Source organism: Enhygromyxa salina, assembly GCF_002994615.1.
Lineage (GTDB): Bacteria > Myxococcota_A > Polyangia > Nannocystales > Nannocystaceae > Plesiocystis > Plesiocystis salina_A.
Genome location: NZ_PVNK01000218.1, coordinates 1 through 13,862 on the forward strand (window position 1 = coordinate 1; position 13,862 = coordinate 13,862).

Genomic DNA, 13,862 nt, shown 5'->3' on the forward strand with positions numbered 1-13,862 from the left:
CACCCAAGCGGCCCGATCTTCTTATCCCCACCCGGCAGTTCCTCCCCGCCGTCACTCCCGTCGCCCCCGTCTTCGCCGCCCTCTTCCACGCCCTCCACGGCCACCTGATGCTCTCCCGCGAGCTCCAGCAGCGCCGGCAACTCCTGTTCGATCCGCGCGACCAGCTCCGTCCGCGTGCACAGCGAACAGTCCGACTGCCGCGCGCTCCCGGGCACGATCTCCTCGCCCTTCTCGATCGAAAACCCAACCACAAACCCCGGGTTCTCCTCCGTCCCCGTCCGCTCGACCACGATCACGATCCGTGGATCTTCGCCGTCGCGCCCGTCTTCCACACGCTGCTCCGCGAACACCAGGCTCGCCGTCTCCACGATCTTGACCTTCAGCGGCTCGCCAGCGCCGCCGAGATCGTCCGTGTCTACCCGCAGCCCGACCCGATCCGGCGTGTCCTCCGCCGCCTTCTCCACCAGCTGCGGCGCTGGCGGCCCGGCGGCTCGCGTCTTCGCCGGAACCCCGAGGCTGATCATCCCGAAGGCAAGCGTGACTGCGACGACAGCCCGACAGGCCCCGGGGCCCGGGCGCAGCGAAGGGTTTGGAGCGCGGCCCCGAGTCTGAGGGACGGTGGAGAGAGTCGTGAACTGGCGGGCGAGCGGCATCATCGAGCGTCGAGACTTTCGCGTGGACCGCAGCAAACAACGAATTTGGGGTGCGGGGCAAGGGCTCAGGCCTCGGAAGGACAAACAACCCGCACGAAGGCGCGGCAGCGCGCGAGCGCTCGGCCGGCATCGGGGGTCACAGGTGACCCTTGCAGACGTTGACCCAGCCCTTGACCTTGCCGCTCGGGTGGTTTTTGCCCGCTTTGACGCAGGCCTCCCAGCGCTCGCTCTCCATCAGCGCCTCGACCTCCAGCCGGGTTCGATCGTTGCGCGCGGCCCTCGACCAACACTTGCGTTTGGCGGTCAGGCTCAGGACCTTGGCCCAATTAAAGCCCTTGGCTGCTGCCTCCGCGTCGGCGCGGACCTGTTTGCACGCGGCCGTCTCGTGCCTGGCGATCGACGGGGCTGCTACAGCCTCGCCGGTCTCGGTCCCGCCGGTCTCGGTTCCGCCAGTCTCGTCGGCGCCGCCGGTCTCGGTCTGCGCCTCCGCGACCCCGCCGGTGTCCGTGGTCCCACGGTCACCGTCTCCATCGCCGCCGCTGCCCTGACCCGCAAGATCTGCACCCGCGTCGGCGGACGCGCCCTCTCCGGCTTCGGCGACCGCGGCCGAGTCTTCCCCGACGGAGTCGTCGCCCTTCGACTGCCCGCGATCCATGAACGCGACCCACAGCCCCAAAATGATGACGAGCACCGTCCCAGCGAGCAACAAGTAGTAGACCGGCGGGGTCTTCTGTACGACCGGCTCGGTCGGACGCGGCGTTGCGAGGGGCGGCGGACGCCTCTCGGACTCGACTTCGGGCCCGGACTCGACTTCGGGCTCGGGCTCCGCGGCGGCGCCCGGATCGGCGGCCGCGGGCTCGGGCTCGGGCTCGAGCGTCGGCGCCAGCCCGCGAGTCAACGACGCCTCGAACGCGATCTTGGTCGCGCCCGTGTCACGCGGGAGGCCACGCAGCACGTCCTCGAGCCGGGCGAGAAACAGCTGGGCGGTCCGGGGGCGATCGTCGGGCTCGAGCGACAGACAGTCGTCGATCAAGGCGACGAGCTCCGCGGGCATGCCCTCGCACTTGGTCCCGATCGAAGGCGCCGGCTCGCTCGTCTTGCGGGTGACGATCTCGAACACGTTCGTGCCGTGAAAGGGCGGATCGCCGGTCAGCAGCTCGTAGAACATGACCCCGAGCGCGTAGATGTCGAAGCGCTCGTCAGCCTGGTGACCCTTGGCCTGCTCGGGCGCCATGTACTCCGGGGTCCCGAGGGCCTGGCCGACGGTCGTCAGGCGCTGCTCGCCCTCGGCGCGCTCAGCCGAGGACGAGATCCCAAAGTCGAGGACCTTGACGACCTCGCCCTCATCGCGGCCGCGATCGACGAGCATCACGTTGTCGGGCTTGAGGTCACGGTGGATGATGCCGACCTCGTGCGCGGCTCGGATCGCCCGGCCGACGTCCCGCATGACGTGACGCGCGCGCGGGATGGGCATCGGACCGACGGTCTGGACCTCCTCGAACAAATTGCGCCCGGTCAGAAACTCCATGACCAGGTACAGGCGCCCGTCGGCGAGCTCGCCAGCGTCGAAGACCTCGACGATGTTGGGGTGGCCGGCGGCGCTCGCGGCCCGCGCCTCGGCCCGGAAGCGCTGGGCGACCGAGGTCGTGCAGCTCCAATCGTGGGTCAGGACCTTGATCGCGACCGAGCGACCCACGGTCACGTGCTCGCCCAGGTACACGTAGCCCATGCCGCCGCGTCCGAGCCGCGACAGCACCCGGTAGCGATCGGCGATGACGGTGCCAGGGTCGATGAGCTCCTTGGCGTCGAGACCGGGCGTGGACGGGCCCGAGCGGGCGGAGCTGCGGGAGTCGCGAGGCTCGGCGGCCGGGCTGGCCGCGCTCTGCTCGAGGATCTGGGTGCCCGAGGCGGCCCGGTGGGCGCTCGTGAGCTCACGCAGCAACTCGGCACGCATCGAGGACTCGACCTCGCGCGCGTTGCCGAAGAGTTTGCGCATGAAGTCGGAGACCATCTCCTGCCCCATCTCCGGCGAGTGGTCGGCCAACCACTGGTTGAGCGCGAGCATCATGGCCTGAGCGCTCTCCCAGCGCTGATCGCGGTCCCGCGCCAGGCCCTTGACGACGATCTCGTCGAGGTGAGCGTCGACCCGGCGACTGCGCGAGCCCGGCGCGGGGGCCTCGAAGCGCGAGACCGAGTCGGTGCTCATGCCGTCGGGCGAGCGCAGGGGTCGACCGGTCAGGAGCTCCCAGAGGATCACGGCGACGGCGTAGACGTCGGCGCGGCCGTCGAGCGGCTCATGCCGGGCCTGCTCGGGGCTCATGTAGCCGACCTTGCCGAACACGACCCCGGGTAGGGTCAAGCTGGCCTTGAGGCTGGAGGTCGCCAGCCCGAAGTCCGCGAGGCGCACCGCACCTGCCCAATCGAGCAGCACGTTGGACGGCGAGACGTCGCGATGGACCAGGCCCAGGCCTGGAAAGGTGTGCGCGTAGTGCAGACCGCGCAGGACTTCTCGGCAGGTGTGAACCGCGAGCGGCACAGGGAACGCACGCCCGACTTCCGCGCAGCGATCCCACACGTCCGCGAGATCGCGGCCCTCGATCGCCTCCATCGCGATGTACAGCTGCCCGTCGATCTCCCCGGCAGCGCGGACGTCGACGATGTTGTTGTGGTGAAGCCGGACCACGAGCCGCGCTTCGTCCAGAAACCGGGTCCTGTAGTCGTGATCCGGCAGATTGGCCCGCAGGAGCTTGACCGCACACATCCGGGCCAGCGGGCCGTGACCGACCCCGGCCAGGTAGACCGTCGCCATGCCTCCCTCGCCGAGTGCGGCGAGCAGCGTGAGTTCTCCGAGGACCCGCGGCGGATCGAGCCGCTCCAGGGCGCCCATGACCATGGCGGGGACGCTACCACGGCGAGGCCGATTCCGAGTAGACTTTGCCGGCTTCATGCCCGACTCGCCCAAAGCGCGCACGGCCCCGGGGATTCTCTACTACGACCCCAACCCGACGACCGCGAAGCTGGCCACCGCCAGCTTGCGGCTGGCGGGCTACGAGGTCTACAACGCCACGGGCCAGCGTGACGCCGTCACGCTGTTCAAGCGCCACGGCGCCAGCGGTGACGGCTCGATCGTCGCGCTGCTGCTCGACGCGTCCGCAGATCCGACGGTCAGCGCGTCGGTCCTGCGTGAGCTCGTGCGTCTGCCCGGCGCGGCGGACATCCCGGGGATCCTGATCGTGAGCCGGCGCAACCCCAACCCGATCCCGGCCGCGGCGGGTCTGCCGACCGTGCGGCGACCCTTCTCGACCCCCGCGCTGCTCAAGGTCGTCAGCGAGACGGTCGCGTCTCTCGATGCCGCGCGGCTGCCCGCGGACATGGACGACGTGCCGGATCAGCGCAAGGTCCAGCTCGCGCGCCTCCTGAGCAAGCACTTCCCGAAGCTCGGCGAGCTCGACGAGGCCGCGGTCGACGACCTGTTCAACGAGCTCGAGGGCGCCGAGGAGCTGCCGAGCCCGCCCGGTGAGCAGGCGATCCACGTCGACCTCGCGGCCCAGCGCCTCGAGTCCTTGCTCGAGATGCTCAGCGACGACTCGGTGACCGGCGTGCTGTCGATCGCTTCAGAAGGTCGCGACTCTCGCCTCCACCTGGCCAGCGGTCAGATCCGCCTGGCCGAGTACTTCGGCGACGACGAGGACCTCAAGCTCGGCCGCTTCGTGGTCGAGGGCGGGTTCATGCGTGACGACGAGCTCGAGGCCTTCATTGTCGGCCGGGATCCGGCTGGTCGGCCGCTCGGTCAGCGACTGGTCGAGGCCGGGTTCATCACGCCCGGCGAGCTCGCCGCGGCGATCTTGGCCCAGGCGCGTGAGATCACGTGTCACGTGCTGACCTTTCGCAAGGGCCGGGCCGGATTTGTCCCGCTCGTGCAGCTCGAGGCCTCGGCGGCCGCGGGCGCCGACGAGGCCAAGGTCGAGCTCGCCGTCTCGGAGGCGCTCCTCGACGGCCTCCGCCGCCTCGACGAGAACGCGATGATGGGCCCGCACATGCCGGAGCTCGAAGACGTCTACGTGCGCGACGACGCCAAGGTCAGCCGCATGGCCCGGGAGGTCCTCGCCCGCGACGAGCTCGACGTCCTCGAGCTGATCAACGGCCGCAACTCGGTCAAGGACATCGCCCGACGCACGCGAACCGGAACCTTCGCCGTCTCGCGCATCGTCTACCGCCTCAGCAAATCCAAGGTCGTTCGGCGACGCGTCACGCCAGTGACGGTCTGACAGGAGCTCCTCCTTTTGTCCCCCTCCTCCACGGTGCCCCCACGCCCCGCGCCGCCCCGCCCGGCGCCGCCCAAGGTCATCGCACCCGAGGCCAAGTCTTCGGCATGGAAGACGGTCATGGTCGTCGACCCCGACGCCGACAGTCGCAAGCGGGTCGTCGAGCTGCTGCGTGAAGCAGCTCGCGCCGCGCGTGATCCGGGAACGAGCGCCGGGCCTGGCGCTGTCGCGCCGCCAACAGACGAGTCGCACACCCTCGCGGTTCACGAGGCCGACAACGGCAACGCCGCGTGGGCGCTGGTCGAGGTCGTCAAGCCCGATCTCGTCGTCGCCGAGATCCTGCTCGAGGGTCTCAGCGGCATGCAGCTGCTCCGACGGCTGCGCGAGCGCTACGAGGCCGACGCCCCGGCGATGATCTTCGTCACGACCATGAGCAACGAGGTCGACCGCTACTGGGCGCTTCGCAACGGCGCCACAGCCTACATCATCAAACCCTTCGACGACGAATTCCTGCGAGCACGCGCGACCAAGTTCTTCGAAGACCGGGACGAGGGTGGCCTCGACCTGGACTCCAACTGGATCGCGGTGCCCTGAGGCAGGAGCGCTGGCCATGCCCGAGACCTCCGAGACCGTCACCCGCAACATTCGGATCAGCGTCCAGGCCCGCTACGTCGCCCAGCGATCGCGGCCCGAGGACGGGCTGTGGTTCTTCGCCTACCGCGTCGAGCTCGAGAACGTCGGCGACGAGACGGTCCAGCTGCTGAGCCGCCACTGGGTCATCACCGACGCCGACGCGCGCGTCGAGGAAGTCCGCGGCCCCGGGGTCGTGGGCGAGCAGCCCGTGCTCGCCCCGGGCGAGGTGTTTCACTACACCTCCGCGTGCCCGCTCCCGACCTCCTTCGGTACGATGCACGGCAGCTACCAGATGGTCACGGAGGATGGCGAGCGCTTCGACGCAACCATCGCCCCCTTCGCGCTGAGTCTGCCCCACGCGATCCACTGATCATTGCACGACCGACGACCGGTCCGCTGCGCTCCCTCGTCGGTGGGGTCCTCGTCTGTGGGGCCCCGGCTTAGTCTCTGAGGATGGTTAGTGGGCGGTAGCGGGTCGAGCTGGTGACGCCGCTGCGTTCGACCTCGCCCGCCTCGACCAGGCGGCGCAACGAGCTCAGGAGTTTCCAGCGGGGACCGCCGACGCGGACGCGCAGGTACCTGGCCGACACAGCGTGCCCCCCGGCGCTGCAGATCGCCTGGAGTACGCAGGCGTCGAATGCCTCGCCGCTGAGGCGCTTGGCTTGCTCGAGGGCCCCACGATCGATCGGGGGGCCTCCGTCGTCGGGGAGCTCGAGCTCGATCCGGGTCTCGATCAGCTCGCGGACGGTGATCGACTCCAAGGTCGCGCCGTAGCGACCGCCGAAGCAGTCCTCGAGCATGTCGAGGGTCAGCTCCGGCCGTGAGCGAAGCACCGCGACGAGGGCCCTCCGTTCGGCTTCGTTGAGAATGGTTTCGAGGTGATCGCTGAGCTGCGTCATCGTTAAATGCTCGAGGGATGCGACACGGACGGGCCGATGGCCCGGTCGCGGGCCATCGGCGAAGGCCAAGCTCTTTCGGTCCGTTTAGAGAGTCGTCAATTTCGGCCGACTTGATCCCGGGAGCATGTCGGGGAGGGGCATCCCCGACGCGAACGAACGCGGCCTGCGCCGCGCCCGAAGCAAGCCCCACTGTCTTGAAGACTGTGGTCTTTGTCGATGTATAGATTTGGCCCGACGATCGTGTCAATCACAGAGTATGTCGCACGAGCCCGCGATCCGTTCGCCATCTCTCATCGTCTCCAAGTCTCGGTCCTAGCAGCCCGGGGTGCAATGCATCGTGTCGCCTCGCGCCGGAATGTTCGCCGAGGGCGCGAAGCCAAAACGCCGCTGTACCGGGCGTACTGCAAGTTTTGGCGACAAAGCCCTCGGCGAAGAGGCCAAGCGAGGCGGCGCGAGGCATTGCACCCCGGGCTGCTAGGAGACCGACAGCCGCGCTCGCGCTCCGACGAGCACCGCGAGGTGCCGCTGTCGCCGTACATGTGACACGAGTGGGTCGCGCCGCCGACCATTGCATTGTAGCCAGGCGGTCGATGGCCCGATTTCACGGCGATCGGTCCGATGATGTCCTGCAGATCTTGCAAGCGAGTGACGCCCTGAGACTGGACGACGGCGTAGCGGCCCTTCCAGGCCTGCGCAAATCCGTCGAGTGTGAAGTTTGTCGCGACTTGAGCCGACTGATCGATCGCCTCGAGATCGAGGCAGCGCACTGGCGATCGGTCGTTGAGGTTTCCCTGACAGGGCGCCCGGTAGTCGTGCCCAGCTGGTGACGGCGCGGGGATCGCGATCGGAAAGCACACGCTGTCGTCTTCGAGGGGCCCGGAGCTGCAAGCCTGCTCGAGGTTGGGGTCCCAGCTGGGCCTGGCGGCGTGGATTCACACCAATCCCCGCTCTAGCCCCCCATGCGAACAACTTGAAACCCCTCCCGGCCAGGGCCGAGGAGCCCATGGGGCCACCCAACCGGCACCCACGAGGGGATCGAACCATGTCCAAAGCAAACCTCAGCACGGGCTCGCTCGCGTGCTTCATGCTCTCCTGCGCGCTGTCGAGCGGCTGCGTCAGCGTCCGTCCCGACGTCGAGCCCAGCCCACCGACAGAGCTCTCGAGCGCGCCGATCGTCGCCCAAGGCATCGGAGATGGCCGCTACGTCGCGCTCGAGTCTGTGCCATCGCCCCACGCATCTGCCCTGCTCCCGCCCGGAGCGCGCTATCGTGTGGTGGTCGCGGCCCCGAATGAGCTGGCGCTGGTCATCGTGAGGCCGGACGATCGGATCTCCGGCCGGCTCCGAATTCGCCCCTCGGAAGCCTGCGCGGGGTGCTCGGGTCCGGCCTCGAGCATCATGCTCGATGACTTCGACGGCCCTCCGGCGCGGGTAGATGTGTGGGCGTCCGCGGGGGCCATGGGCGGCGAGGCCACCGTCGGACAACGATCGGCTCACTGGCGAGTGCGCCTCAGCCCCGACGGCAGCGTCGCCGGGGAGACCTGGAGCGTCAACCACGGCGCTCCGTCCGACGAGCTCGCCGAGCTACGCCGGGCCCGAGCGATCAGCGCGGACCTCCAGCTCCTCGGCGTCGAGCTCCAACGCAGCGGCGCGCTCGAGCCCACGAGCGAGCGCGAGCTGACCGAACTCCTGGCCCTCGCCGATCTCGCGCTCGAGCTCAGCGTGCGGGCCTGGGAAGGACGCGACCGCGCCACGCTCCCCAACCTGAACGACTGACACCGCGCATCACACGCAAAAGGGCGCGAGCACGCGCACGGGAGACTGCGTTACGGGCTGCTAGTTGTCTTCAGCCCGGATCAGCGAGCTGACGTCATCGGCGATCTCGCGCAGCACCGCGCGGCTGATCTCGGCGGCCGTCGCCGGCCGGCCTTCGGGGTCGACGCGCAGCCCGAGCGGCGCCGCGCGGTTCGACTCGAGCATGTGCTCGACCATCGCCACCACCTGGCGACGCATGCTCTCCCGCCCCGCCTTGAACGCGATGCGTGCGACCTCCTCGTCGTACGCGTCGAAGGTGTAGGGCGTCTGTTCGTGGGACGCCTCGAGCGCCCGCCAGAATTCATCGAACTCTGCCCAGGTCAGGACTTGGAAGCGATCCGAAGGTTGGGCCATGGTCACCGTCTCACCGAGGAGAGCCTGTGCTCGCGCAGTCGCGCGGGCATCGCTGGTTCCCAACAGCACGCTACCACGGACCGCAACCTCAGCCAGCCCGGAGCGAAGCCGAGCGCCGACACGGGCGGCCTGGAGCCACGGATCCGAGGGCCGTTCAAGGCGCAAAACGAGCACGCGTCGCGGGCGCTGAGCAACTGGCGCAGCCGGAGCAAGGGTGTTGAGCCTGCGGACGGCGGCGCGTGGGTGTACACCTGGAGCGAGGCGCCCAAGGCCTGGCGCAACACGCACCTGACGCTCGCCGCGATTCCTGCCCTCGCGCAGTGCGAGGCCGCGGCACACCTCGGTACCTCTCCATGCCCCCGACCAGGACCCAACCAGCCGAGGCCTTCACCCGACGCCCGGGGGTCCTCGATCTGTGGGAGATCGATCTGGCCCGCCCGATCAGCGAGTCCGATCGCGATCTCCTCAGCGACGAGGAGACCGCGAAGGCCGACCGCATCATCATCGAATCCAAGCGCCGGCAGTCCTACCGGGCTCGCGCCGAGCTGCGCCGGTTGCTGGCCCGCTACCTCGACACCGATCCCCGCGCGCTGTGCTTCTCCTATGGCGAGCACGGCAAGCCGGCGCTCGTCGCCGATCCCGAGCAGGGCCCGGCCCCGCTGTGCTTCAACTTGTCTCACTCGGGCACGGTCGGGCTCGTCGGCGTGATCTACGAGCGCCCACAGCTGCGCCTCGGCGTCGACGTCGAGGAGGCCCGGCCCGGGCGCGAGTTCGCGTCGATCGCCGAGAGCTTCTTCGCGCCCGACGAGGTCGAGGTCTTTCGCCGGCTCCCGAGCACCGAGGAGCCGGCGGCCTTCTACCGGGCGTGGACGCGCAAAGAGGCCTACCTCAAGGCGATCGGCACCGGCCTGAGCTTCTCGTCGACGGCCTTCTCGATCAGCTACGGCCGCGACGAGCCCGCGCAGCTGCTGCGGACCGAGCGAGCGGGCGACGCGGCCCACCGCTGGCGCATGGCAGACCTCCCCTGCCCTGCCGGCTACGCCGCCGCGGCCTGCTGGGATGGTGAGGCCCTCGAGCTGCGTCACTTCTTCGCCCCTGCTTCTGCGCCGCCGGGTCCGAGGTCCTGAGTTGGAGACCGCTGCGAGGAGACTCGGCGCCTGTCAGGAGGCCCTCGCGCGGCTGCTGGTCGACGCCGAGCTCCGGGCCGTTCACGCCCGCGATCCCGACGGGCTCGGCGAGTCCCTCGCGGATCTCGAGCTCGACGCCGAGCAGCTCGCCTCGCTTCGAGCGATCGCGCCGAGGCAGCTCGAGCGGGCCGCGCTCGGGCTCGAGCTCAAGCGTCTGCGCTCCGTGGAGGCGACCGTGCCCCACAGCGCCCGAGTGTGGCCAGCGCTCGGCGATCGCTACCTCGACTGCCTGCGCAGCGAGCCCGCCCGGATCGAGGACCTCGACGCGACCCTCGGACCCGGCCCGAGCGAGGTCCTGCGCTGCCTGCCACGGCTCCACGCCGCCTCGCGTCACGACCTGCTGCCGCCAGCTTGGACCCCGGATCTGCTCGCCCTCGAGCTCGCGCGGACCTGCTCACGCATCGATCGTCGCCCTCGCAAGCTGCGCTGCCGCTACCTCGTCCATGAGGCCCTCGCCGCCCTCGACGAGGGCTGGGTCGGGGTCGAGCTCGACCCTGCGGACTGCGAGTACCTCGTCGAGGCCGAGCGCCTGCGCTGGCGCACGCTCGCCCCAGGCTCCCCGGACCGGGGGGCTCGAGTGACCTCCAGCCCCCACGCCGACGCCTGTGAAGCTCATACCCGCCCCCAGAGCGAGGAGCGATCGACCGGCCGCTCGCGGCCGCGCGCGCCGACCCGAAGGTGGTTGGGCGCCGGGTTCGGACTCCGACGCCCGCACCTCGCGGCGCTGGTCGCCCGGCGAGCCGAGGGGGACCCGCGCCCGCCGGTCCTCGAGCTGACCCCCTCGCACTTCTTCGCGCAGCCCGAGCTGCTCGACGAGCTCGCCGCGAACCACGCGATCGTGCTCCACGACGTCTACGCGTCCCTCGCGACCGTCGGCCCGATCGATCGCCGCCACCTCGAGCGCGTGGCCGCGATCGCCCGCCGCTGCGGCGCGGTCGAGTACAGCGAGCACCTCGCCTCGACCCGGTCCCCCCGCGGCCTCGAGCTCGGCCACCTCGTCCCCGTCGCGCGGACCCACGCACAGCTCGCGGTCCTCGTCGACCACATCCACGCGGCCCAGGATCTGCTCGCGCTGCCGGTCGCCATCGAGCTCCCGGCCACGACGATCGCCCTGCCCGGCGCCGAGCTCGACGAGGCCGAATTTGTCTCACGCCTCGTCGACCGAAGCGGCTGCGAGCTCCACCTCGACCTCGAGAACCTGCGCGTCGACGCCCTCAACGAGCGCTGGCTCTCTTCCCCGACCCGCCGCGAGCGCGCCGAGCCCCACCCAGGCCTGGGCCAGGCGCTGGCCGACGCCGGCCTGCCTCCCCCGCTCGCCGAGTCGATCGCCGGCCGCCTCGCCGGTCTCCCCCTCGACGCCGTGACCCGGCTCCACCTCGCGGGCGGTCACGTCGACCCCGAGGGCTGGGCCGTCGACAGCCACCGCGCCTCCGTCTCCGATCACACCTACGCCATCCTCAGCGCCTTGCGTGGCTACCTGCGTCCCCGCGCGATCATCATCGAACGCGACGATCGCCTCCCGCCCTTGTCCGAGCTCATCGAGGAGGCCGAGCGCGCTCAGCGAGTCTGGCAAGGCTCCTAGCAGCCCGGGGTGCAATGCATCGTGTCGCCTCGCGCCGGAATGTTCGCCGAGGGCGCGAAGCCAAGACGCCGCTGTACCGGGCGTACTGCAAGTTTTGGCGACAAAGCCCTCGGCGAAGAGGCGGCGCGAGGCATTGCACCCCGGGCTGCTAGCCTGGCGGCCCCCGCGAGGGATGCGCGGGAGCGACGGCTGCGTTCGCTCGACCGCGCTGCTACAGTGTGCCGGCCCCATGGCTCGAGCTCGGGACATGCTCAGCGCCGCTCGCATCACACTCGTGTGGTTGCTGGCGCTGCTCGTGGTGCCGATCGGGTCCGGGCCGCTCGAGCGCGAGCCAAGCCCGGAGGCCTGCGCGCCCTGGTGTCCGTGTGAGGCGGCCGAGCGCGAGGCCACCGCCGAGCACGACGAGACCCAAAGTGACGACGAGTTGCCCTGCGACGAAGACTGCAGCGAGGACTGCTCCCGCTGTTGCGACGCACGCACGCTGCTCGCCGTCAGTCTCGACGAGCTCTCGAGCACAACCCTGCGTGTCGTCGCCACCCGCGGGCTGCCGCCGCTCGAGACCCCCGGCTGTCATGTCGCGACCGGCGTGTTTCGACCCCCCCGCTCCCTGACCTGAACCCGCTCGCGTCTAGCAGCCCGTGCAACCCGTCGCGTCGTCTCGCGCCGGAATTTTCATCGAGGGCGCGGAGCCAAAACGCCGCGGTACCGGGCGTACTGCAAGTTTTGGCGACAAAGCCCTCGGCGAAGACGCCAAGCGAGGCGGTCTGAGGGGTTGCCCCACGGGCTTCGAGGTTCAGTCGGCGAGTTCGCGCTGCTGCGCGGCCTCGCGTTCCCAGGGAGAGTTGAAAAAATGGTTCGAACGAGGCTCATCAGCCTGTTTTTCTGCGCGTTGCTGTGGGCGTCACCTGCCCTCGCGGGCGCGACGGCACCACCGGTCCAACCTGTCCAAACTGTCACGGAGCTCAGCTACGAGCAGGCCCTGGCCCTCGCTCGCGCGCAGGCGCCGACCCTCGAGCTTGCCCGGGCCCGGACCACCGAGGCTCAGAGCCGAGTCGAGGCCGCGGAGGTCTGGCAGCTCAACCCCCAGATCATCGCGACCGCAGGCCCGCGCCTGGGCGCCGACGGAACGGACGCGGACGTGTCCGTGCGGGCGACACAGTGGCTCGAGGTCGGCGGTCAGCGCGGTCATCGAGTCGACGCGGCCCGAGCCCAAGTCGACGCCAGCCGGGCGCGCGGCGAGGACGCGCAGCGCCTGCTCCTGCGCGAGGTCAGCCTCGCCTTCGTCGCCGCGCTCTACTGGCAACAGCGGGTCGAGATCGCCGAGGGCCAGGTCGAGCTCACGAGCGCTGCCGAGGCCGTCGCCCGTCGACGGCACGAGCTCGGCGATGTCGGCGGGCTCGAGGAGTCGAGCGCGTCGCTGGCGGTCGCTCACGCGCAGCTCGAGGTCGAGCGCGCTCGCGCGGCGGTCGACCAGGCCGAAGGTCAGCTCGCAACCTTGCTCGGGGTCACGGCCGAGACCGAGCTGGTCGCCCTCGGAGACCTGCGCGAGCTCAGCATCCCGGTCGGATCGGACGACGCCTGGGTCGACGACCGCCCGGATCTGCGCGCGCTCGAGGCCGAGGCTCGCGCAGCTCGGGCTTCGCGTGCGCTCGGCCGGTCTCTGCGCGCACCCAACCTCGCCGTCGGTCTCGGCTACGTCCACGAGGAGTCCGATCACGTCATGCTCGGGCTCGTCGGCATCGCCTTGCCGGTCTTCGATCGCGGACAGGGCACGGTCGCCGTCGCCCAAGCCCGCGGCGCCCGGGTGAGCGCCGAGCTCGAGGCCGCCCGCAACACGGCCACGCTCACCGCCAAGACCGCCGACGCGGTCGTCCAACGCACGACCGACGCGGCGCGACGGTTCGAGCGCGAGGGCCTCGCGCAGCTCGAGCGAAGCGAGCAGCTCGTGACCGTGGGCTACGAAAAGGGCGCGGTCGCCTACGACGAAGTGCTGGTCGTGCGGCTCGAGCTCGTCGCCGCGAAGCTCGACTACGCCGACTTGCTGCTCGCCGCCGCGACCGCGCAGGTCGAGCTCGCCGCAGCCACGGGGGCCTTGCAATGAGCCGCCGCCCTCGTTGGCCAAAGGCGCACGCGGCCCTGGCGTGCGTGGCGTTGCTCCTGCTGACGCTGATCGGCTGCGGCTCGGAGCAGCCGACCACCGAAGCTCAGCCCTCGCCACGCGAGGCCACGCCCAGCCCGGCGGCTGCCGAGCAGCCCGCGGATTGGTGCGCCGCGCATCAGGTCCCCGAGTCGAAGTGCACCAAGTGCAACCCCGAGCTCATCGCCGAGTTCAAGGCCCAGGGCGACTGGTGCGAGGGCCACGGCTTCCCCGAGTCCGCGTGCCCGTCCTGCAACCCCCAGGACCCGCCGACCCTCGCCGCCGACTGGTGTCTCGAGCACGCCCTGCCCGAGTCGAAGTGCACCAAGTGCAACCCCG

At 70.3% G+C, this 13,862-nt stretch carries 13 protein-coding genes and 1 pseudogene; 9 read left to right on the top strand and 5 right to left on the bottom strand.

Annotated features, from left to right (window positions below):
- Both ENSA5_RS25315 and ENSA5_RS25320 read right to left on the bottom strand, forming a co-directional pair.
- Positions 1-524, bottom strand: a 524-nt coding sequence (locus tag ENSA5_RS25315) for a hypothetical protein (RefSeq protein WP_146156103.1), incomplete at its 3' end; no start/stop codon positions are given.
- 265 nt (positions 525-789) lie between these two features.
- On the bottom strand, positions 790-3,546 hold the full coding sequence (locus tag ENSA5_RS25320) for a serine/threonine-protein kinase (RefSeq protein WP_181198131.1): 2,757 nt from the start codon (positions 3,544-3,546) through the stop codon (positions 790-792).
- Between the two features lie 52 nt (positions 3,547-3,598).
- On the opposite strand from ENSA5_RS25320, the gene ENSA5_RS25325 reads away from it, so the two are divergent.
- From ENSA5_RS25325 to apaG, 3 genes are read left to right on the top strand one after another with little or no spacing between them, the layout of a single operon-like run.
- On the top strand, positions 3,599-4,921 hold the full coding sequence (locus ENSA5_RS25325) for a DUF4388 domain-containing protein (protein ID WP_181198132.1): 1,323 nt from the start codon (positions 3,599-3,601) through the stop codon (positions 4,919-4,921).
- A 33-nt stretch (positions 4,922-4,954) separates the two neighbouring features.
- Complete coding sequence (locus ENSA5_RS25330) at positions 4,955-5,512, top strand: response regulator (protein ID WP_181198133.1); 558 nt, start codon at positions 4,955-4,957, stop codon at positions 5,510-5,512.
- 16 nt (positions 5,513-5,528) lie between these two features.
- Positions 5,529-5,921 (top strand): Co2+/Mg2+ efflux facilitator ApaG/CorD, encoded by a 393-nt coding sequence (apaG, locus tag ENSA5_RS25335; protein WP_106394273.1) that lies wholly within the window; start codon positions 5,529-5,531, stop codon positions 5,919-5,921.
- A 70-nt stretch (positions 5,922-5,991) separates the two neighbouring features.
- On the opposite strand, the gene ENSA5_RS25340 is transcribed toward apaG, so the two are convergent.
- Both ENSA5_RS25340 and ENSA5_RS39825 read right to left on the bottom strand, forming a co-directional pair.
- A complete protein-coding gene (locus tag ENSA5_RS25340; RefSeq protein ID WP_106394274.1) occupies positions 5,992-6,450 on the bottom strand; it encodes a hypothetical protein in 459 nt (152 codons plus the stop codon).
- A 290-nt stretch (positions 6,451-6,740) separates the two neighbouring features.
- Entirely contained in the window at positions 6,741-7,307 is a 567-nt protein-coding gene (locus ENSA5_RS39825; protein WP_373422454.1) for a D-Ala-D-Ala carboxypeptidase family metallohydrolase, read from the bottom strand.
- Positions 7,308-7,492: 185 nt separating this feature from the next.
- Between ENSA5_RS39825 and ENSA5_RS25350 the strand changes: the two genes are divergently transcribed.
- Positions 7,493-8,224 (top strand): hypothetical protein, encoded by a 732-nt coding sequence (locus ENSA5_RS25350; protein WP_106394276.1) that lies wholly within the window; start codon positions 7,493-7,495, stop codon positions 8,222-8,224.
- A gap of 60 nt (positions 8,225-8,284) precedes the next feature.
- Here the strand turns inward: ENSA5_RS25350 and ENSA5_RS25355 are convergent, their stop codons facing one another.
- A complete protein-coding gene (locus ENSA5_RS25355) occupies positions 8,285-8,617 on the bottom strand; it encodes a hypothetical protein (protein WP_106394277.1) in 333 nt (110 codons plus the stop codon).
- A gap of 353 nt (positions 8,618-8,970) precedes the next feature.
- Between ENSA5_RS25355 and ENSA5_RS25360 the strand changes: the two genes are divergently transcribed.
- From ENSA5_RS25360 to ENSA5_RS25380, 5 genes and pseudogenes are all read left to right on the top strand, one after another.
- Positions 8,971-9,744 (top strand): 4'-phosphopantetheinyl transferase family protein, encoded by a 774-nt coding sequence (locus ENSA5_RS25360; RefSeq protein ID WP_106394278.1) that lies wholly within the window; start codon positions 8,971-8,973, stop codon positions 9,742-9,744.
- 1 nt (position 9,745) lies between these two features.
- Positions 9,746-11,386 (top strand): MbnB/TglH/ChrH family RiPP precursor modification enzyme, encoded by a 1,641-nt coding sequence (locus ENSA5_RS25365; protein WP_106394279.1) that lies wholly within the window; start codon positions 9,746-9,748, stop codon positions 11,384-11,386.
- A gap of 229 nt (positions 11,387-11,615) precedes the next feature.
- A complete protein-coding gene (locus ENSA5_RS25370; protein ID WP_181198135.1) occupies positions 11,616-12,002 on the top strand; it encodes a hypothetical protein in 387 nt (128 codons plus the stop codon).
- Positions 12,003-12,236: 234 nt separating this feature from the next.
- Positions 12,237-13,487, top strand: coding sequence for a TolC family protein (locus tag ENSA5_RS25375; RefSeq protein ID WP_106394281.1), 1,251 nt, complete (start codon positions 12,237-12,239; stop codon positions 13,485-13,487).
- Positions 13,488-13,531: 44 nt separating this feature from the next.
- Positions 13,532-13,862: pseudogene (locus ENSA5_RS25380) on the top strand (efflux RND transporter periplasmic adaptor subunit); the annotation flags it as partial.

Excerpts from the sequence above, each read along its gene's own strand:
- ENSA5_RS25320 (WP_181198131.1), bottom strand. The coding sequence starts at position 3,546 with ATGGTCATGGGCGCCCTGGAGCGGCTCGATCCGCCGCGGGTCCTCGGA.
- ENSA5_RS25325 (WP_181198132.1), top strand. The coding sequence starts at position 3,599 with ATGCCCGACTCGCCCAAAGCGCGCACGGCCCCGGGGATTCTCTACTAC.
- apaG (WP_106394273.1), top strand. The coding sequence starts at position 5,529 with ATGCCCGAGACCTCCGAGACCGTCACCCGCAACATTCGGATCAGCGTC.
- ENSA5_RS25340 (WP_106394274.1), bottom strand. The coding sequence starts at position 6,450 with ATGACGCAGCTCAGCGATCACCTCGAAACCATTCTCAACGAAGCCGAA.
- ENSA5_RS25350 (WP_106394276.1), top strand. The coding sequence starts at position 7,493 with ATGTCCAAAGCAAACCTCAGCACGGGCTCGCTCGCGTGCTTCATGCTC.
- ENSA5_RS25355 (WP_106394277.1), bottom strand. The coding sequence starts at position 8,617 with ATGGCCCAACCTTCGGATCGCTTCCAAGTCCTGACCTGGGCAGAGTTC.
- ENSA5_RS25360 (WP_106394278.1), top strand. The coding sequence starts at position 8,971 with ATGCCCCCGACCAGGACCCAACCAGCCGAGGCCTTCACCCGACGCCCG.
- ENSA5_RS25370 (WP_181198135.1), top strand. The coding sequence starts at position 11,616 with ATGGCTCGAGCTCGGGACATGCTCAGCGCCGCTCGCATCACACTCGTG.
- ENSA5_RS25375 (WP_106394281.1), top strand. The coding sequence starts at position 12,237 with ATGGTTCGAACGAGGCTCATCAGCCTGTTTTTCTGCGCGTTGCTGTGG.